Annotated in this window: 18 protein-coding genes; 5 read left to right on the top strand and 13 right to left on the bottom strand. The window is 61.8% G+C overall.

Annotated elements, in window-relative coordinates:
- Positions 1-60: 60 nt before the first annotated feature.
- The 4 genes from AC1RQP_RS28735 to AC1RQP_RS28720 form a co-directional block, all read right to left on the bottom strand.
- On the bottom strand, positions 61-831 hold the full coding sequence (locus tag AC1RQP_RS28735) for an ABC transporter permease (protein ID WP_492939973.1): 771 nt from the start codon (positions 829-831) through the stop codon (positions 61-63).
- A 41-nt stretch (positions 832-872) separates the two neighbouring features.
- Positions 873-1,727: an ABC transporter permease gene (locus AC1RQP_RS28730; protein ID WP_492939971.1), complete on the bottom strand. Its 855-nt coding sequence runs from the start codon at positions 1,725-1,727 to the stop codon at positions 873-875.
- Between the two features lie 55 nt (positions 1,728-1,782).
- On the bottom strand, positions 1,783-2,829 hold the full coding sequence (locus AC1RQP_RS28725; protein ID WP_492939969.1) for an ABC transporter substrate-binding protein: 1,047 nt from the start codon (positions 2,827-2,829) through the stop codon (positions 1,783-1,785).
- Positions 2,830-3,165: 336 nt separating this feature from the next.
- Positions 3,166-4,620: a 4-hydroxyphenylacetate 3-hydroxylase family protein gene (locus AC1RQP_RS28720; protein WP_492939968.1), complete on the bottom strand. Its 1,455-nt coding sequence runs from the start codon at positions 4,618-4,620 to the stop codon at positions 3,166-3,168.
- Positions 4,621-4,711: 91 nt separating this feature from the next.
- Here AC1RQP_RS28720 and AC1RQP_RS28715 point away from each other — a divergent pair, with 91 nt between their 5' ends.
- Complete coding sequence (locus AC1RQP_RS28715) at positions 4,712-5,659, top strand: LysR family transcriptional regulator (protein ID WP_492939966.1); 948 nt, start codon at positions 4,712-4,714, stop codon at positions 5,657-5,659.
- On the opposite strand, the gene AC1RQP_RS28710 is transcribed toward AC1RQP_RS28715, so the two are convergent.
- The 8 genes from AC1RQP_RS28710 to AC1RQP_RS28675 form a co-directional block, all read right to left on the bottom strand.
- A complete protein-coding gene (locus tag AC1RQP_RS28710; RefSeq protein WP_239626041.1) occupies positions 5,627-6,556 on the bottom strand; it encodes a 2-hydroxyacid dehydrogenase in 930 nt (309 codons plus the stop codon). The genes AC1RQP_RS28715 and AC1RQP_RS28710 overlap by 33 nt on opposite strands.
- Complete coding sequence (locus AC1RQP_RS28705) at positions 6,553-7,008, bottom strand: type II 3-dehydroquinate dehydratase (RefSeq protein WP_239626043.1); 456 nt, start codon at positions 7,006-7,008, stop codon at positions 6,553-6,555. The genes AC1RQP_RS28710 and AC1RQP_RS28705 overlap by 4 nt, the downstream gene beginning before the upstream one ends.
- Positions 7,009-7,204: 196 nt before the next feature.
- Positions 7,205-8,200 (bottom strand): LysR family transcriptional regulator, encoded by a 996-nt coding sequence (locus tag AC1RQP_RS28700; RefSeq protein WP_492939964.1) that lies wholly within the window; start codon positions 8,198-8,200, stop codon positions 7,205-7,207.
- A gap of 64 nt (positions 8,201-8,264) precedes the next feature.
- A complete protein-coding gene (locus AC1RQP_RS28695) occupies positions 8,265-8,945 on the bottom strand; it encodes a DUF1028 domain-containing protein (RefSeq protein WP_492939962.1) in 681 nt (226 codons plus the stop codon).
- Between the two features lie 7 nt (positions 8,946-8,952).
- A complete protein-coding gene (locus AC1RQP_RS28690) occupies positions 8,953-9,372 on the bottom strand; it encodes a RidA family protein (RefSeq protein WP_239626049.1) in 420 nt (139 codons plus the stop codon).
- A gap of 30 nt (positions 9,373-9,402) precedes the next feature.
- The gene (locus AC1RQP_RS28685; RefSeq protein ID WP_239626050.1) at positions 9,403-9,942 is read right to left on the bottom strand and encodes a flavin reductase; all 540 of its coding nucleotides are present in this window, start codon (positions 9,940-9,942) and stop codon (positions 9,403-9,405) included.
- Between the two features lie 16 nt (positions 9,943-9,958).
- Positions 9,959-11,473 (bottom strand): 4-hydroxyphenylacetate 3-hydroxylase family protein, encoded by a 1,515-nt coding sequence (locus tag AC1RQP_RS28680; protein WP_492939959.1) that lies wholly within the window; start codon positions 11,471-11,473, stop codon positions 9,959-9,961.
- A 56-nt stretch (positions 11,474-11,529) separates the two neighbouring features.
- Entirely contained in the window at positions 11,530-12,276 is a 747-nt protein-coding gene (locus tag AC1RQP_RS28675; protein WP_492939957.1) for a class II aldolase and adducin N-terminal domain-containing protein, read from the bottom strand.
- Between the two features lie 276 nt (positions 12,277-12,552).
- Here AC1RQP_RS28675 and AC1RQP_RS28670 point away from each other — a divergent pair, with 276 nt between their 5' ends.
- From AC1RQP_RS28670 to AC1RQP_RS28655, 4 genes are read left to right on the top strand one after another with little or no spacing between them, the layout of a single operon-like run.
- Complete coding sequence (locus AC1RQP_RS28670; RefSeq protein ID WP_492939955.1) at positions 12,553-13,767, top strand: ABC transporter ATP-binding protein; 1,215 nt, start codon at positions 12,553-12,555, stop codon at positions 13,765-13,767.
- A gap of 59 nt (positions 13,768-13,826) precedes the next feature.
- Entirely contained in the window at positions 13,827-14,906 is a 1,080-nt protein-coding gene (locus tag AC1RQP_RS28665; protein WP_492939953.1) for an ABC transporter substrate-binding protein, read from the top strand.
- 36 nt (positions 14,907-14,942) lie between these two features.
- Entirely contained in the window at positions 14,943-16,304 is a 1,362-nt protein-coding gene (locus tag AC1RQP_RS28660) for an LLM class flavin-dependent oxidoreductase (protein WP_239626058.1), read from the top strand.
- A gap of 54 nt (positions 16,305-16,358) precedes the next feature.
- Positions 16,359-18,155 (top strand): ABC transporter permease subunit, encoded by a 1,797-nt coding sequence (locus AC1RQP_RS28655; RefSeq protein ID WP_492939951.1) that lies wholly within the window; start codon positions 16,359-16,361, stop codon positions 18,153-18,155.
- A gap of 30 nt (positions 18,156-18,185) precedes the next feature.
- Here AC1RQP_RS28655 and AC1RQP_RS28650 read toward each other — a convergent pair whose 3' ends face one another.
- Positions 18,186-18,662, bottom strand: coding sequence for a hypothetical protein (locus AC1RQP_RS28650; RefSeq protein WP_492939949.1), 477 nt, complete (start codon positions 18,660-18,662; stop codon positions 18,186-18,188).
- Positions 18,663-18,666: the final 4 nt, after the last annotated feature.

The raw sequence follows: 18,666 nt of genomic DNA, 5'->3' as shown, positions 1-18,666 counted from the left end.
AGCTGGACCGCCGGCTGGCCCTGCCAGCCGGCCTCTCTGCTCGCAGTCGCGCCCATCCGATCAGTATGCATCAACATCGAGAATCTTCCCGAGCCCGAGGAAGGCATTGGCGAGACTCAGCAGCAATGCCGTGACGGCGATATAGATTACCGACAATGCAGCCAGCGTCGGATCGGCAAATTCGCGGACATAGTTGTACATCGCGACCGGCAGCGTTTGCGTCGCCTGGCTACTGACGAACAGCGTCGCTGTAAACTCGTTGAACGACAGGATCGCGGCAAACAGCCAACCGCTCAACAGGCCCGGCAGCAGCAGCGGGATCGTCACCGTCAGCAGAATATGGCCTGGTCTGGCGCCGAGGCTGGAAGCTGCAAGCTCAAGTCGATTGTCGAGATTTTGCAGCGAGATCAAGGTGCTGCGCATCACGAATGGCAGCACCAGCAGCACATGGGTCAGGATAACAAGTGGAAAGCCACGACCCGCACCGCTCTGCGACGCCAGGATCAGCATACCCAAGCCGATCGTGTAATGTGGAATGACGAGCGGAGACAGCAGGATGCCTTCGAGCACCGACTTGAGTACGAAATTATAACGATGGATCGCGATGGCGAAGGCTGCGCCGACGACCAGCGCTACGCTCGACGCCCATAACGTCACCGTCAGGCCGTTCCAGAGACCCCGGCCGAAATCACTGTACGAGAACGCCCGCCAAAACCAGCGCAGCGACCACGCCTGCGGCGGAAATGCCAGAATGGCGCGGTCGTTGAAAGCGGTAACGGTTACGACGACACCGGGCAACAGCACGAACAGAAGGATCGCGACGACAAGCACACGCAGCGACCATCTCAGCACTTTGGTGGCAGGAGACCGCCTCATGTCGGGCTTGCCAATCGTTCGAGCCGCATGGTTGCCTGCTTCAGCAATACAATGACCGCCAGCGACAGCGCGAGGCCGATGATCGACAGGCTTGCCGCAAAGGGGAAATTGAAGGACGAGAAGCCGAGCTGATAGATCAGCGTCGATACTGTGCTGACCCGCCCGCCGCCGATCAATTGCGGCGTCGCGAAAGCGCTGAATGTCCAGGCGAACGCGGTGGAGAAGCCCGCGATGATGCCCGGCATCGATAGTGGCAGCGTGATCGTCAGGAAGACACGGATCGGTCCGGCGCCGAGGCTCTCCGCCGCCTTCTCGCAGTTCCGATCGATATGCGACAGACCCGCGGCCAGCATGATCACCATGATCGGCATCGTCACGTGGACAAGCGCCGCGATCACGCCGCCTGGCGTGAACATCATCTGCACAGGCCGCTCGACGAGGCCGAGTTTGAGCAGCAGCGTGTTGAGGAAGCCGTTATTCCCGAGCACAATCATCCAGGAATAGGTCCGCACCACCTCCCCTAGAAACAGCGGCGTTACCGCCGCAATCAGGATAAAGGAGCGCTTCGCGGAACTGCTCGTGCGCACCAGTGCATAGGCGAGCGGATAGGCAAGAATCAGCGTGAACGCCGCAGTCTCGAAGCAGAGCAGGATCGTGTTCCAGAACGCGAGCGCGTAAAGCGGCCGCAGCATGGCCGCAAAATTCTGCAACGTGAATCCGCCTACCTCCAGCGATCCCGGGATGTAAGTCCTCATGCTGAACTGGAACACGGCCGCCATCGCAGCAGTCAGCCCCAGCGCGACAAGCCCGGCCGGCGAAACGAACCAACACAGAAACGGGCGCTTGGTCATGGCGAACTCCGCGCGGAAACTCGCGACCCGGCCGTGGCCGGGCCGCTGCTTTGGCTCAGGGAGCCATCATGTTTTCGGCGAACCACTTCCGCCACTCGGCCGTTTTTTCGGCGCGCAGCTTGTGATCGATGATCAGCGTCTGATGCGCCCATTGGTCAGGCGTCGTGAACACGCCGGGCAGCGCCGCCACCTCGGGCCGGAGCTTCGCGTTATCGACCACTGGACTGCCTTTCTTGAGATCGGCGATCTGTGCCTGCACCGCCGGATCGAGCGCAATGTTCAGGAATTTGTAGGCCAGCTCAGCCTTGGTCGTCCCCTTGGTGATGCCCATCGTGTCGACACCGAGCACCGCACCTTCCTTGGGGATGACGAGCTTGATCGGAACGCCCTGATCACGCATGTAGTAGGCATTCATCGACAGCACGACTTGGACCGGCGTCTCTCCGGTCGCGAACATCTGCTGGCTGTTGGCGTCATTGGTGTAGAAGGCCTTGTAGTTCGGCTTCAGCGCCTTCAGCTTGTCCTTGCCGGCCTCCCAATGCGCGGCATCGGCGCCGGACAGCTTTGCGGCAACGGCGATGACGTGGCTGGGATCGAAATCGGGCGATGAGATCATGCCCTTCAGTGCCGGATTCCAGAGACCTTCCCAGCTGTCGAAGCTGACGCCCTTTGGGAGCTGATCCGGCAGATAGCCGATCGTGTAGACATAGGCCCAGGCGCCGATGTGGTATGGGCTGATGTTGGCCTGCTCGACCAGATGCATGGCGTTTGGGATCTTCGCAAGATCGAGCTTCTCGAACAGATTGTCATTTGCGTAGAGCCAGCCGACATGGGCCGTCGTGAAAGTGACGTCGCTCTCGGGTTTGCCGGCAGCCAGCTTGGCCTGGTTGAGCCGGTCCATTGTGCCGCCCGTGACGTACTCGACCTTGACGCCGGTCTCCGCCGTGAACTTCTTCGCGATCGACTCGTTGATCAGATCGCGAAAGCTGCCGCCCCAGGTGCTGACAACGAGCTTATCCTCAGCTGAGGCCGAGGACGGCACGGCGCCGATAATCAGCACCGACGACAGCGCCATCATGAAGTGCTTCAGGACACGTTTCATCTCCAACCCTCACAACAATGTTTTGACATGAACCAGAAAGCAAACGGCGTGCCACCCCCACTCACAACCCATTGACAATTCTGGAGAAATACGCAAACGCGCATACCGATCTCTCGCCCGAGAGATCGGCGCTCATCTTGTGAAGAACCGACGGTCGATCAGCTCTGACGCCGTTAAATCATCGAAGTTCCAGCGATCACGTCGATCTCCGTCAGCTTGGCGAGACCTCAGAGGATCCGGTTTGTCGCACCGAATGCGACAGCCAGCTCGTTCATGCCTGTTCGTGCAGCAGCTTGATATAGCCAGCGGCAATCTTCATCCGCGCAGCTGGCGCGCTCATGAGGCCTTTCCATCGATGCGATCCGACAAGCCAGCCGACTTCTTCACGAAATCGAGCGGCCCCGAGAAATCGAAGCTGTTGTAGACCGCGGCCAGATGATTGAAGTGCGGCGCCTGGGCGAATTGCACGAACGTCAGGCGATGACCGGCATAGTCCGAATTGAGGAGATCGCGTGCGAAGGCAAGCAGCTTGCGGCGATCGTCGGCCTGCCATTGATCGTTCAGGGAGTAGAACTTGTTCAGCCACTCTCCGCTGCCCTTGGCATCGAACGCATTCGCATTGGGCGTGATGCAGATCTGTCCGCCACACAATTCCCGTGCGATGTGCATCATTGCCGGAAGTTGCGAGCAGGCAAACACGCGTCCCGCATAGAGCATGGACTGCTGCGGCATCAGCAGCCCGCCCGAGCTCTTCTCGGCCATCGCGATCGACGCCGTGAGGTGCGCATTGATGCCCTCGCGGTAGCAAACGAGATCGGCAAGCTTCTCACGCACCGACTGGAGCTTGTCGAGACCGGTCTGCTTGGCATTCCACATCGCCGCCCCGATCATCATGTCGGCAACGTAAAGCAGGCGTAGCACGTAAGGAAATGCCGAATAGCGATGCAAGGTCGAGCGAACAAACTGGGCGGCGCGCGTGTGGCGATAGAAGAAGACGTCCTCCCACGGGATCAGGACATCGTCGAACACGACCAGCGCTTCCACCTCGTCGAAACGGTTGGCGAGCGGATAGTCCTGCGGGTTGCTGCGGCTGGCGAAACCGCTGCGGCAGATGTGCTTCACGCCGGGCGCACCCATCTTCACGATGCAGCCTACCGCATAATCCGACAGTTTCTCGGTCGACCATGCGCCGACCGTCGGCTTCAGATAGGCCTGGTCGGCATAGGCTGCCGCGGTCTCGTACTTGGCGCCACGGATGATGATGCCGGCGTCGGTCTCGCGCGTGACGTGGACCATCATGTCGGGATCCTGCTGCTGCGGCGGCAGTGAACGATCGCCCTTCGGATCGGTGTTGGCAGAGACGTGGAAGACGTCCTTCTCGACCACGGCGCGAATATGACGATCGATATTGGGCGCAAAGCGCGGATCAATTTCGGCCAGAACGTCGCGACCATCGGTCAGCGACCACATCTCGCCGATGGTCTCGTCGCCGACGCGCGTAACGACGCCGGAAATGTCCTTCATGAAATGATCGAGGGCCTTGATCTTGTCGCGCCAGTCCTTCTGCTCCGTCGGAGGCTTATAGAAGATCGAGTGCCGCTCGTTACCCTCGACATAGGTGAGATCGCCGCTGTAGTGCCCCTCATGCGCCATGTCGTACATGCGCGCCTTGACGTCGATGATTGGCTTCAACGCGGGATGCGTGGTGACGTCCTTGACACGCTCGCCGTCGATCCAGACCTCGCGACCATCGCGAATGCCCTGCTTGTACTCTTCGCCCGTGCGGATCATCGATCGGCTCCTGTTGCACTGGACGAAAAGGTGCCGGAGCAGTTAGCATAAGGAAAATATAAATATCTTTGGAGATGCATAGGAAAACACGATGAGGTTCTCTCTCCGCGCTCTTCGGTACATGGTCGAAACGGCCGACGCGGGAAGTGTGACCGAGGCAGCCAAGCGCCTGAACGTGTCGCAACCGTCGATTTCGGCCGCGCTGGGCCAGATCGAGGCCGAACTCGGCATTCAAGTGTTCGTGCGGCATCTGGCAAAAGGCGTCACGCTGTCGCCGGCCGGCCAGCGCCTCGTCAACGATGCACGATTGTTACTCAATCATGCGCGCGATTTTGCGCAAAGTGCACAGTCCCTCGGCAACACGCTCCGTGGCGAGATCGTGGTCGGGAGCTTCCTGACGCTGGCCACACGCTTCATGCCGGGATTGCTCTCCGGCTTTCGCCAACGACAGCCAGGCATCTCGGTCAAGCTGGAGGAAGGCAACCAGCAGGAAGTCATCGAAGCGCTAATGTCAGGGCGGACCGAGCTTGCCCTCTCCTATTCGTTCGCCATCCCGGACGACATCACGGGCGACAAGCTATGCGAGCTGCCGCCCTACATCCTGCTGTCGGCCGACCATCCGCTGGCGAGGCGCCCTGCGATCAGCCTCGCGGAACTGCGCGACGAGCCGTTCATCCTGCTCGATCTGCCGCATTCGCGCGACTACTTCTTTGGGCTGTTTGCCGCCGCCGGAATCGAGCCGCGCGTCGCCATCCGGAGCCGCTCATTCGAGATGATCCGCGGCCTGATCGGTCATGGACAAGGCTATTCGATCCACAATGCGGTGCCGCGCACGACCATCGGCTACGATGGCAGCCGCATCGCCGTCGTGCCGATTGTCGAGCCCTTGCCGCCAACCCACGTCACGGTGCTGCGGCTGAAGCGGCACACGCCGCGTCCAGCCGTGCAGAGCTTTGCCGACTACACCCGCGATGCCTTTACGATCGGCGGCCTGTTCGGGCCAGGGTCAATAGCCCCGCCCGGGGTCGACGCGACTTAGCAACGGCTCGCCGGTCCTGGATCGGCGGACATTCTCACCGATCTGCCGGGCCGCGGACGCCGGCAGCGCAATCGATGCCAGATGAGGCGTGATCAGCACATTGTCGAGCGTCCAGAGCGGGCTTTCCGATGGCAACGGCTCGGTCGCGAACACATCCAGCGTCGCCTCGGCAATATGGCAAGTTCGCAGCGCCTCAACCAGCGCAGGCTCATCGACAATGCTGCCGCGTGACACGTTGACGAAGCATGCCCCCGGCTGCATCTGTGCCAGCCTGCCGGCATCCAGAAGTCCGCGGGTTGCCGGGGTCTGCGGCAGCATGCAGACAACGATATCGCTGTTTCTCAAAACTGCTTCCAGCGCATCCAGGCCGGCCGAGGTCTCGATCCCGTCGACTACCTTCGGCGAGCTCGACCAGCCGCGCACCCGAAAGCCCTGTCGCACGCATTCCATCGCCGCTGTCAGCCCCAGTTCGCCAAGACCGAGCACGCCAACGCTAATCGTCTCGGGATCGCGTGGATGGATGTAGTGCCAGCGCCGCTCGCGCTGCGCCCGTTCGAACGCGGGCATATTGCGCGCGTGACGCAGCACCGCGAACAACACGTAGCCTGCCATCATGCGTGCCATCTTCGGATCGGACAGGCGGGTGATCGGCACATCCGGCAGGTCGGCCCGCCCGACCAGCGCATCGACGCCAGCACCGAGATTGACGACGAGACCGAGATTGGGAAAGCGTGCGAAGAAGCCATGCGGCGGCTTCCAGACCAGCGCGTGCCGGACACGGCCAGCCTCCACGATATCATCGGCTTGGCGCAATTCGACGTCCTCGACCGCAAGCGCTGCCCGCCACGCGTCGAAATCATCGTGGGCACTGTAGAACGCCATCAACTCGGATGTCATTGAGCTGTTCGCTCCGCGATCAACCGCGAGACGGCCGTCAAGGCCAGCTCGTAGCCGAGCGCGCCAAGGCCGGCAACAACACCCGTCGCAGCGCGCGACACGTGGGAATGGTGCCGAAACGGCTCGCGCTTCCAGATATTGCTCATATGCGCCTCGATGATCGGCCCCTCGAATGCGAGCAGTGCATCGAGAATCGCAACCGATGTGTAGGTAAGCCCGGCGGCGTTGATCACGACGCCTGCGGCCTTCTCCCGCGCCTCCTGGATCCAGTCGACGAGGACGCCCTCGTGGTTCGACTGACGGAAATCGAGCGTCAAGCCGAGCGTGGTCGCATGATCCTCGCATCGCTTCTTGATCGAGACGAAGCTCTCGCGGCCATAGGTTCCGCTACGATCGAGGCCATAGAGATTGGCGTTCGGACCATTGAGGAAATAGATCGTCGGTTTCGTCATGGATGCGCTTACACCTCCGTCCAGCACGGTCGACACTCGCCTCGGCCGTTGGCGATGCAGGACGCATACCAGTCGAAACGCGCACGGCCACACGAACAGTAGCCAGCCATGTCATCTGGACGAAAATTGAAAAAACCTATGGGCTTCGACGGATTTCGATATGCCCTGCCACTTCAGGCAACGCGACGTGAGCCGTTCAGTCCGGCGTGCCCTTTTCGGGCCGGTTCTCCTCTCCCTCGACCAGTCCGCGGAAGGTGCAGCGCTCCATGACGGGCGCGACCATACCCGGGATATAAGCGTCGGAGACGAAGCGCCGGCAATGCTGTTCGAACATGTCGACCAACCTGGATTTGCGTCCCTGGGAGAGAGTCAGCACGCCCATGACCATCGGCCTGTGATCGCCGGACAGCCGAACCCGGGATACGCGCCGGCCGTCCAAGGCAATCTCGCAGCGCGGCCGAACGTTCGCCAGCGTGTAGCCGTAGCCGTTGGCGACCATGGTCCGGATCACGTCCTGATGCGTGGAACGGGACACGATGTTCGGCTCAAGGCCTTCCTTCATGAACATGCTGAGGAAGTATTCGCGGCTGATCGGCAGATCCAGCAGGATCAGCGGCTCTCTCGCAAGCTCCTGCAAACTCACGGCAGAATGGCGTGCCAGCGGGCCGGCTTCGCTGACCACGACATGCGGCGGCAGGCTCGCCAGCGGCAGAAACTCGAACTCGTCGGGGATCAAGAGGTCGTAAGTGATGGCGACATCGAGCTCTGCTCGCAGCAGGCGTTCCAGCAATTGCTCGTGGTCGGCGACCGTCTGAATAATACGCGATTCCGGATAGGTGGACGTGAACGAGTGAGACAGCTCCGGCATCACCATCGGCGCCAGCGTCACCAGGCTTCCCAAAGACAATTGGCCCCGAACGCGTTCTCCGACCTCGGAGGCCACGGAATAGACCTGTTCAGCCTGCTCGATCAGGCGCTTTGCTTCCACCAGAAGAACGCGCCCCGCCGATGTCAGCGACAGCCCTTGGGCGTGTCGGCGCACAAAGAGCTGGGTCCCGAGTTCCTCCTCCAGATGCGAAATCGCCGTCGAGATCGAAGGCTGCGAGATGTTCACCCGCTCTGACGCCAGAGTGATGCTCCCGGTCTCCGCTGTGGCGATGAAATACTCGATCTGGCGTAGCGTATATCTCATTAGCTTCTGCTCGGCCCCTGCATCCGACTAATCGAGACCGACTATAGCATGGGCAGGCGCCCGATCAGGTCCTGTCGTCGCCGGCGACGCCAAAAGCGGGCGCAACCGATGGGTTTTTCGCCCGATCGATGTAGGCGTCGACCTGTGGCTGGTACACCGCCCATAGCTCGCGGAGCGCCTCAATCGGGTTTTCGCTCCAGTCGACCCGAAGATCCACGATCGGCCAGGATACGTCGCGCACCGCGCAGAGGCCCGCCGAATGAACCGGGCCGGCCTCTCCGCCCTGGACGAGCCCCGCTTCCAGCGCCGACAGCAGCCGTTCGACAAATGGCTTGCCGGCACCAGCGTGATAAGCCGAGACCATGGCTGCCGGCACCTGCGTATTGGCGAGCATGTTACCTGCGGCAATCGCACCCCCGCCGCCATGGGTCGCGTGAATGCCGAGCGTATTGCCTCCGGAATACGACGTGGTGCGTCCGTGCATGTCGACGACCACCAGCTGCCGGTAGGCGATGAATGGCGTCGAAGCGACCAGCGCGTCACAAACTTCGGTTGCGCTCAGACCACGCGCCAGCAGATCGAGACCGATCTGCCCCAGCGCGGGATCCGTGATGTTCTGGCTCGCGACCGCGCCCGCCTTGGCGCGCAGATGGACGCAGCGCGCCGCAACTGCCGGAGACGAGGACGAGATCACCATGCCGAACATCCCGGTGTCCGGGCAACGGGCCGTCAGGGAGAAGGTCATGCAGCCCTCATCTCCCGTCTGGAATGACGGCCGTCACATCGACCTCGACCAGCCATTCCGGCCGCGCCAACGCGGACACTACGATTCCGGTTGAGACCGGGAAGACGCCTTTGAGGTACTCTCCGATCTTGCGATACACCGCCTCGCGATAACGCGGGTCGGTGATGTAGATTGTGATCTTGCAGATGTCGCCGAGTTCTGCACCCGCCTCCGCCAGCAATGTCCTGACATTCTTCATCGCCTGCTCGGTCTGACCCGAGGCATCGCCGATCGCGACATTGACCGCGGTCTCGATATCCTGGCCGACCTGGCCACGGACGAACACCATGCTGCCTTTCGCGACCACGACCTGGCACAGATCATTGTCGAGCTTCTGTTCGGGATAGGTGTCCTTGGTGTTGAACTGGCGGATACGTTTGTGGGTCATCGATTGGTCCTGATGTCGTAACGGAGGTAATTATGACGTCTGCGAAGCCGGGATGGGATGGGCCCGGCCATAGACACGATCGGCGTAGATCAGGGCCCGCCCCGAACCGACCGCCACCGCACCGACCGCGCCGACGAAGATGTGGTGGGTGCCGACGCGCTCGGACGATATGACGCGACAGTCGAACGCCACCACGGTTTCGGCGAGGCGCGGCGCGCCGGACTCACTCGGGAGCCATTGCCCATATGCAAACTTGTCGTCGCCGCCGAATTTGCTGCGGCCGCCAAAATGATCGGCAATATCGGCCTGGTCGTCGCGCAGGATATTGATGCAGAACACGCCATTATCGACGATGGCCGCCGCCGTCTTGCTCTGATGATGGATACAGACCAGAACTGTCGGGGTGCTGCCGTCGGCCGAGACCGACGACATCGCCGACACCGTCACACCGGCACGTCCCGCCGGCCCATCCGTCGTCACGACGTTGACGCAAAATGCGGCACGGCTCATGCCGTCGAGGAACTGCGTCCGAATGTCCATCGCAGCCGATTGCACGTTTGTGGCTCGCATGTAAAATCCCTCCCTGCTACTCGGCCGCATCGCGGATCTGCCCGAACCAATGGTTGACGGCGCGATCCCCAGTCTGAGCGCTCTTCTCTTTCATGACCCTCTCCGACAGCCCCGCCGATCTCCGCACGAAATCGAGCGGGCCGTCCCAATCGAAGTTTCGATAGACAGCGGCAAGATGCGCGAACGGCGCTGACTGCGCAAACAGCTGGAACGTCAGCCGATGGCCCGCATAGTCCGAATTCAGCAGGTCGCGCGCAAATGACAGCAGCCGGCGCCGGTCATCGGCGACCCAATGCTCGTTGACCGTATAGAACTTCTCCAGCCAAGGGCCCGTCTCGGCGTCCTCGAACGCAGCCTTGTCGGGCGTCACGCAGATCTGACCGCCGCACAATTCGCGCGCGACGTGCATCATCTCGTGAAGCTGCGAGCAGGCCAGCACACGTCCGGTGTAGAGCAGTGACTGGTTCGGCATCATCAGGCCACCGGGGCTGCGCTCGGGCAGCGCGATCGCCGCCGTCAGGTGCGCGTTGATCCCCTCGCGGTAGATCGCGAGCTTCGAGAGCTTCTCCTGCACCGCCTGCTGCTTCTCGAGCCCGGTCTGGCGGACGTTGAACAGCGCCGCGCCGATCAGCATGTCGGCCAGCTTCAAATTCCGCTGCACGAACGCGAACGCCGAGTAGCGATGAAGCGTGGCCCGAATATAGGCCGCAGCCTTGGTATGCCGATAGAACAGCACGTTTTCCCAGGGGATCATGACGTTGTCGAAGATCACCAACGTGTCGACCTCGTCGAATCGGTTCGACAACGGGTAGTCCTCGGCCGGCGCGCGACCTGCAAAGCCGGTGCGGCAGATGAACTTGAGGCCCGGCGCATTGAGATCGCAGATGAATCCGACCGCATAATCGGAATAGGCGGCATCGCCCCAATTGGCGATGGTTGGCTTGGTGAACGCCTGATTGGCGTAGGCCGCGGCCGTCTCGTACTTCGCACCCCGCACTACGATCCCCGCATCGGTTTCCCTGACGACATGCAGCAACATGTCGGGATCCTGGTCCTGCGGGGCCTTCGAGCGGTCACCCTTGGGATCGGTGTTTGCCGAGACGTGGAACGGATCGGCGTGCAGCACCTTCAAGATGTGATTACGAATATTCTTGGAGAATTGCGGATCGACGTCGTTGAGCACGTCCTGCCCGTCGAACAGCGACCACATTTCACCGACCGTCTCGTCGCCAACGCGCGTGATGACGCCGCCGGCATCCTCCAGGACCGTATCGGTCGCGCGGCGCTTGTCCCACCAATCCTGCTGGCTGAGCGGCAATTTGTTGTTGATCGCGTTGACCTCTCCGTCCTCACGGTAAGTCATCAGATGCCGCGTCGCCGGATCATGCTGGAGATCGTATATCCGCGCCCTGAGATCGACCAGGGGCTTGAACGCCGGATGGACGGTGACGTCCTTGATCTTCTCGCCGTTCATATAAACCGCGCGGCTGTCGCGAATGGAGGCTTTGTATTCTTCGCCCGTCCGTATCATATCCGCTCCTGTCTCGATTTCATTCGCGCTATCCCGCAACGCAGCCGCGGTCGTGATCAATGCGCGTAGGACGGATCCTCGGTATCCAGGATGCACTTCATTTCTTCGAAATGCGCGATCGAGAAGTCCGTGATCTGCTCCCAATCCTGCGCCGTGCTTTCGGCAACGGCGTCGGGCAGAACCTTCAACGGCTGCCCCGTCGCGTAGGCCTGGACCAGGATCTGGCAGGCACGCTCCAGCGTGTAGATGTCGTCAAAGGCTTCGCCGACCGAGTTGGCGATCACGAGCACGCCGTGATTTCCCATCATCAGCCGCGATTTGTTGCCGAGCAGCGCTGCAAGGCGCGCTCCCTCCTGCTCGCTGTCGGCCATGCCGCCATAGCGATCGTCGATGGCAAGGCGATTGAAGTAGCGCGCGGTATTCTGATCGATCGGCTTGATCTGAGGATCGATAAGAGAGGCGATCGTGGTCGCGAACGGAGGGTGGAGATGCATCACAACCCGCGCCTGAGGCAGTTGCCGGTGCATCTGGCCATGAATGGCCCAGGCCGTCGGATCGACATCGGGCCGTCCCTTGACGCCCTGCTCGTCATCCAGGTCGAATAGAACCAGATCGCTGGCCCTAATGCGCGAGAAGTGCCGCCACTTTGGATTCATCAAGAACCGGCGGCCGTCCGCGGAGATCGCGGCACTGAAATGGTTGGCGACGGCCTCATGCATACCAAGCCTGGCGATGCTGCGGAAGGCAGCTGCGAGATCAATACGAAGCTGCTGCTCTTCCGACGAGGCGACGGAATTCGTCATCTATTGCTCCTACGAGAGGCACGTTCAGGCAAGCGAGACTTATGGATTCCGGTGCGGGCGTAAAATAAGAAAATCGTCGCCGCTGATTACCTGAAAGCTATATCGGGCCAACGCTGACGCCGTAGGCGAAAAGGCCAATGATTGACCACCGTTCGCCCAATAATTCCTCAGCTGGATCGATTAGGCGTCGTCTAATCAAAGGACCCGGTTTTCGTAATTTACACATCACGGATCCGGGAGGCTTACTTTGCCCCAGTTGACCTGACAGGATCTGTAATGGATGCGATCCGCGCCGTTCCGCCCCTTCGAAGCCGCCGTAGCGACGTGTTTCGTATATTGTGGCGATCGTCGCGCGACGCTCACGATGCGCCTTTAGGGTCTGCCGTGTCCGACGACACTTCCGCGTCGACTGGCCCGCTGCCGTCGAAGGTCAAGCTGCACGTTCGTGGCATCTCGAAGGCTTACGGTGCGGTCACCGTGCTCAAGCCGATCGAGCTGAAGGTTGTTGCCGGCGAGCTCCTCGCCGTTCTTGGTCCATCGGGGTCCGGCAAGACGACGCTTCTCCAGATCATCTGCGGCCTGGTCGAACCGTCGGGCGGCCAGTTGATCATCGACGGCCGTGACGAGACCGACAACTCTGCCGACAAGCGCGACATCGGCGTGGTCTTTCAGAACTACGCACTATTTCCCCACCTCACCGTCCGCGAAAACGTCGCGTTCCCGCTGCAGATGCGGCGAATGCCGCCGGGCGAGATCAAGAGCCGGACGGAAGCGGCGCTCGCGATGGTGGAGCTTTCGGACTTTGCCAGCCGTTTTCCCCGCGAACTGTCAGGCGGCCAGCAGCAGCGGGTCGCGCTGGCGCGCTGCTTCGTCTATCGGCCGTCGCTGATCCTGATGGATGAGTCCCTGTCCGCGCTCGACAAGAAGCTCAGGGAAGACATGCGCATCGAGATCAAGCGCCTGCATCGCGAAACCGGCGCAACGATCATTTTCGTGACGCACGATCAGGAAGAGGCTCTCGCGCTGGCCGACCGCATCTGCCTGATGAACGACGGCCGGATCGAGCAGCTCGGCAAACCCGAGGAAATCTACGAACGGCCGGCCAACACCTTCGTCGCCGACTTCATCGGCGCATCCAACCTGATCCATGGCAAGGTTGCCGCGAACGGATGCCTTGAGAGCCCCGATGGCGTGCTTCCACTGCCCGACGGCTGCGACATGCAGGTCGGGCAATCGGCCGCGTTGGTGGTGCGCCCCGAAAAGCTCCTTCTCTGCAGCAATGACGAGGCGCTGCTGAGCGGTCGTGTTCAGGAAAGCATCTATGCGGGCTCGGAGACGCGGCTGCTGGTCCGTCTCGCCAGCGGCACGTTGATCACCGTGCGTCGTGGGGCCGGCCTGCCGCCGGTCGCAATCGATGAAAGCGTCTTTATCCGCTGGGAGCGCAACCAGGCCCGGGTCCTCGAAAGCGGTCCATCAACGGCAGGCGCGTAGCACCGCGCCGTCACATCGCGTCCTCCGACACCGTTCATTACATCACAGAGAGAACAACAATGTCCGCCATCACGCGCATCACAAGACGGAAACTTCTGAAGGCCGCGGGCGCGGCCGCTACCGGCTTGGCGCTGCCGGCAGTCTGGTCCGGAGGGGCCGGTGCGGCCGAGCAGATCACCGTCGCTGACGTCGGTGGCGCTCCCGGTGCCGCGCTCCGCACCGCCTTCTATGACCCGTTCGAGAAGGCCACCGGCATCCGCGTCGAAGGTGTTGCCCACGAATCGGATCCAGTGACGCAGTTCAAGGTTATCGTCGACACCGGCAGCAAGCTCTGGGACGTCTGCATGGTCACCCCCGACGACGTGCTGCGGCTGACCCAGGAGAAGAACTATCTCGAGCCGCTCGAGGTCGACAAGGGACCGGATGACGAACTGATTCCAGGCGCATTGATGCCGAACTGGTTCGGCTTCTCCGCCTATGGCATCGTGATGGCCTATCGCACCGACATTTACAAGAAGGAGGCTCCGACGGGCTGGGCCGACTTCTGGAACACGACTAAGTTTCCGGGACGCCGCGGCCTGTATCGGAACCCCAAGGGCGTGCTGGAAGCGGCGCTGCTCGCCGATGGCGTCGCGCCAAAAGATCTCTACCCGCTTGATGTCGATCGCGCCTTCAAGATGATGGACAAGATCCGCTCCGAGGTCGCGGTGTGGTGGTCGGCTGGCGCGCAGAATACGCAGATCCTGCAGAATGGCGAGGTCGATATGACCGACACGTGGTCGGCACGCGCTTTTGCCGCAATCGATTCCGGCGCTCCGGTCAATATCGTCTGGAAGGGCCTTTACTCGATCGACGGCTGGTCGATTCCGAAGGGCACGACGAAGCTGAAACAGGCCCGCAAATTCGTGGAGTTCTCGATGCAGCCCGAGCGCCAGGCGGCTTATTCCAGCATTGTCGCCAATGGTCCGAGCAACCTCAAGGCCTACAAGTTCATTACGCCCGAACGCGCCAAGGTGCTTCCGACGCTGCCTGAAAACCTCGCCGGCCTCACCGTGCGCGACTACGCCTATTGGGGCAAGAACTACGCAGCCGTCTCGGAACGCTTCCAGGAATGGCTGCTGATGGGCGGCAAGAAGTAACGTCTGCGGCGCGCGAGAAAACATGGAGGGACGGTCATGAGCAAGAAGAAGCAGATGGTGGTCGGCGCGTTGGTGCACGCCAACGGATCGCACGCGGCATCGTGGTTGATGGACGAGGCGCGACCCCACGCCTCGACCGACATCGACTACTACCGCGAGATGGCGCAACTCGCCGAGCGAGGCAAGTTCGACTTCTTCTTCATCGCCGACACACCGGCGGCGCGCACCGAGAACCTGAGAGCCTGGAGCCGGTCGCCGCTGTTCATGAACGTCCTGGAGCCGATCACCCTGCTTTCAGCCATTGCGGGGGCGACGACCCGTATCGGCCTCGGAGCGACCGCATCAACCAGCTTCTACGAGCCCTATAATGTTGCGCGGCTGTTCTCTTCGCTGGATCACATCTCGCACGGGCGCGCCGCCTGGAACGTGGTGACCTCCGCCAACGACTATGCGGCGCGCAATTTTGGTCTCGAACGGTTGCCTCCGCATGGCGACCGCTACACCAAGGCGAAGGAATTCCTCGAGGTCGTCGAAGCACTCTGGGACACTTGGGAAGACGGCGCCTTCGTTTACGACAAGGAAACCTGCCAGAGCTTCCTGCCGGAGAAGCAGCATCTGGTCGACCACAAGGGCAAGTACTTCACCGTGCATGGCGCACTCAACATCGAGCGTTCGCCGCAGGGCCGCCCGGTCATCATCCAAGCCGGCGCGTCCGACACCGGCCGGGATTTCGCGGCCGAACATGCCGAAGTGGTGTTCGGGTCGAGCGGCAATCTCGATGCCGCCAAGGCTTTCTATAGCGATCTCAAGACCCGGATGGCCAAGTTCGGCCGCCGGCCGGACGATCTGAAGATCGCCTCGGGCATTTCGGTCGTGATCGGCGAGACCGAACAGGAGGCCCGCGACAAGCTCGATCGCTGGCAGGACCTGGTCCATCCTGATGTCGGCATCTTGCGCCTTGGGCAGGACCTCGAAACCGACCTGTCGGATCTCCCTCTCGATGAGCCGGTGCCTGTCAGCCGGATTCCCGCGACGTCCAACCTCCACAAGGCCTATTTCGACGAGATCGCCGGTCTGATCCGCCAGGGCCTGACCTTGCGCGAGATCGCGCGCCGGTTCAATCGTGCCAAGGCGACGTTTTGCGGCACCGCGACGCAGGTGGCCGATCACATGGAAACCTGGCTCGACGCAGGCGCCTGCGACGGCTTCATGATCTCGTTCGTGGCGCTGCCGAGCACGATGACCGACTTTGTCGAGAAGGTGGTGCCGGAGTTGCAGCGGCGCGGACGATTCCGCCACGACTATGAAGGGCGCACCCTCCGCGAGCACCTCGGCCTGGCGCGCCCCGAGAACCGCAACGTGGCATTGGCGAAGACGCCGCTTGCCAAGCGTGCCTAGACCGAGATGACCGCACTGCAACGGGTCGAGCGAGGGCATTGAGAGATGGCCGAGATGACGTCTCTCGGAATTGCCGAGCGTCCGCGCACGAAGGCACGTAAACTCAGGCTTGACCCGCTGTGGCTGGCGCTGCCTGGCCTCGCCTTCCTGGCCTTGTTCCTGGTTTGGCCGACCGCGCAGATGTTGTCCGTGAGCGTGATGGACAAGATCACGGGCGCGCTGACTGTCGCTCCGTTCCTGCGCATCTGGAACGGCGGCCCCTATCTCACCGTGCTGTCGACGACGTTCCAGGTCGCGTGCTGGACCACCGTGCTCTGCCTGGTGCTAGGCTATCCCCTCGCCTATTGGCTGTCGCAAAAGCCGGCCCAGCAGCAGCGCATTGCCACCTTGTTCGTGTTGCTACCATTCTGGACCAGCGCACTGATCAAGAATTTTTCTTGGCTGGTGCTGCTCGGGCGCAACGGCATCGTAGCGAAGACCATGGCCGCGATCGGCCTGAAGGGCGGCGATCAATTGCTGTTCGGGCGCACCACCGTCGTCTTCGCCATGGTGCACACGCTGCTGCCGCTTGCGGTCGTCACGATGTTGCCGGTCATGAACCAGATCGACCGTCGCCTGATGATGGCAGCATCGACGCTTGGCGCCAACGGCTCGCGCGCATTCTGGCAGGTCTTCTTTCAGCCCTCGGTACGCGGCGTCGCGTCGGCCGGCCTCCTCGTTCTTGTCTCCTCGCTCGGCTTCTTCATCACGCCGGCCCTCGTCGGCGGCGCCAAGGACACCATGATCGGGCAGCTTATCATCCTGCAAATCAACGAATTGCAGAATTGGCAGCTCGGCAGCGCGCTCGCGGCGATCCTCCTGATTTCGACCATCACGATCTGCTTCGTCTATGACAGGATCTTCGACCTGTCGGTGGTGACGACAGGCAGCGGCCGGCCGACCAGCGCGGACGGCCCGGTACGACGCATCGGGCTTTCCGTCGTCCACGCCACCGGGCTGATCTGCAGCACGATCGAGGAGCTCTGGAAGCGCAATATCCGCGGCCTGCGCGGGGGCGCCCTGCTCTCGGTCTATGCCTGGGTCATGATCGCCTTGCTGCTGGCACCGATCATCGCCTTTATCCCGATGGCCTTCACTGGCTCGACCTTTCTGTCGTTTCCGCCGCCGAGTTTGAGTGCCCGCTGGTTCGAGCAGTTCTTCGCGTCCTCCCTCTGGCTCGGCGCGATGACCCGTTCATTCGGCATCGGGTTCGCGGCGGCAGCCGTCACGCTGCTGATCGCATCGATGGCCGCGTATGGGGTTGCCAGGACTCGCAGCAGGCTCGGCAGCATCGCGTTCCTCCTCTGCCTTTCACCGATGATGGTCCCGTCCATTGTCACAGCAATCGCGCTGTTCTATCTGTTCGCGCGAATGGGACTAGTGGCAAGCGACATCGGGATCACCATCGGTCACACCGTCATCGCGATGCCAGTGGTGTTCATGGTCATGCTGGCGACCTTCAAGGGCTATGACTGGCAGCTCGATGCGGCAGCCGCAACGCTTGGCGCCGGACGGCTGCGCATCTTTTGGCGCATTACCTTGCCGCTGGTGGCGGGCGGGCTCGCCGTCGGCTTTGTAACCGGGTTCCTGCAATCGTTCGAGGAGCTGACGGTCGCACTATTCGTCGGCGGCGGCATCAAGACAACCTTGCCGAAGCAGATGTGGGATGGAATCCTGCTTCAGGTGAGCCCCGTCATCGCTGCAGCATCGGTCGTCGTCCTTATTGTCGTGATCGTCATGTTCGCGATTATCGAAATGCTTCAGGCGCGCCGCTCGCGCAGTTCCGGAGCAGCAGTCGCCGGCGATTCTTAAGGCTTGCCGTAATGTTCTCGCGCCTCTCCCTTATGCGACTTGATTTACCGCCGGGCACAGAGAGTAGCATCTTGAACCTTCATGGCGTGAGGTCGCGAGTTCTAAGCGTGTGGACGACGTCCACCCCGCCGGATGCAAATCCGCCAGCGTTCGAGACGGAAGTCCAGGCATCCGCGACTCCCGGAAGCGCTTTTGAAGCAGCAAAAGCATCGGCTCGAGGTGGTCGCGACACACTAGAAGCTTCGCCCTATCGAGGAGATCGTCCACGGTCGCGACCGTCTCCGGCACGTAGCGGTCGGCGAGAAAGGGTGAGCCATCGGGTTTCTTTCCCGACCACGCCACGAGCGCGATGCCGCTTCCGGTGCGCGCATCGTCGATCTGCTTGAAGGTGAACTCGTCGGCCAGGTCCGACCCCAAGGCCACGCGCTCCGACGGGCGCAAGGTGATCCAGTACCTGTCCGAGCCGTCGTGCTGCAGCGCCAAATAGCGCACCTTGAACCCGGCCATCCAG

The sequence above is a fragment of the Bradyrhizobium sp. GW821-FHT13H06 genome (assembly GCF_058803975.1).
Note: the sequence above shows the minus strand (reverse complement) of the source record. Positions and strands in the feature narration are given on the sequence as shown.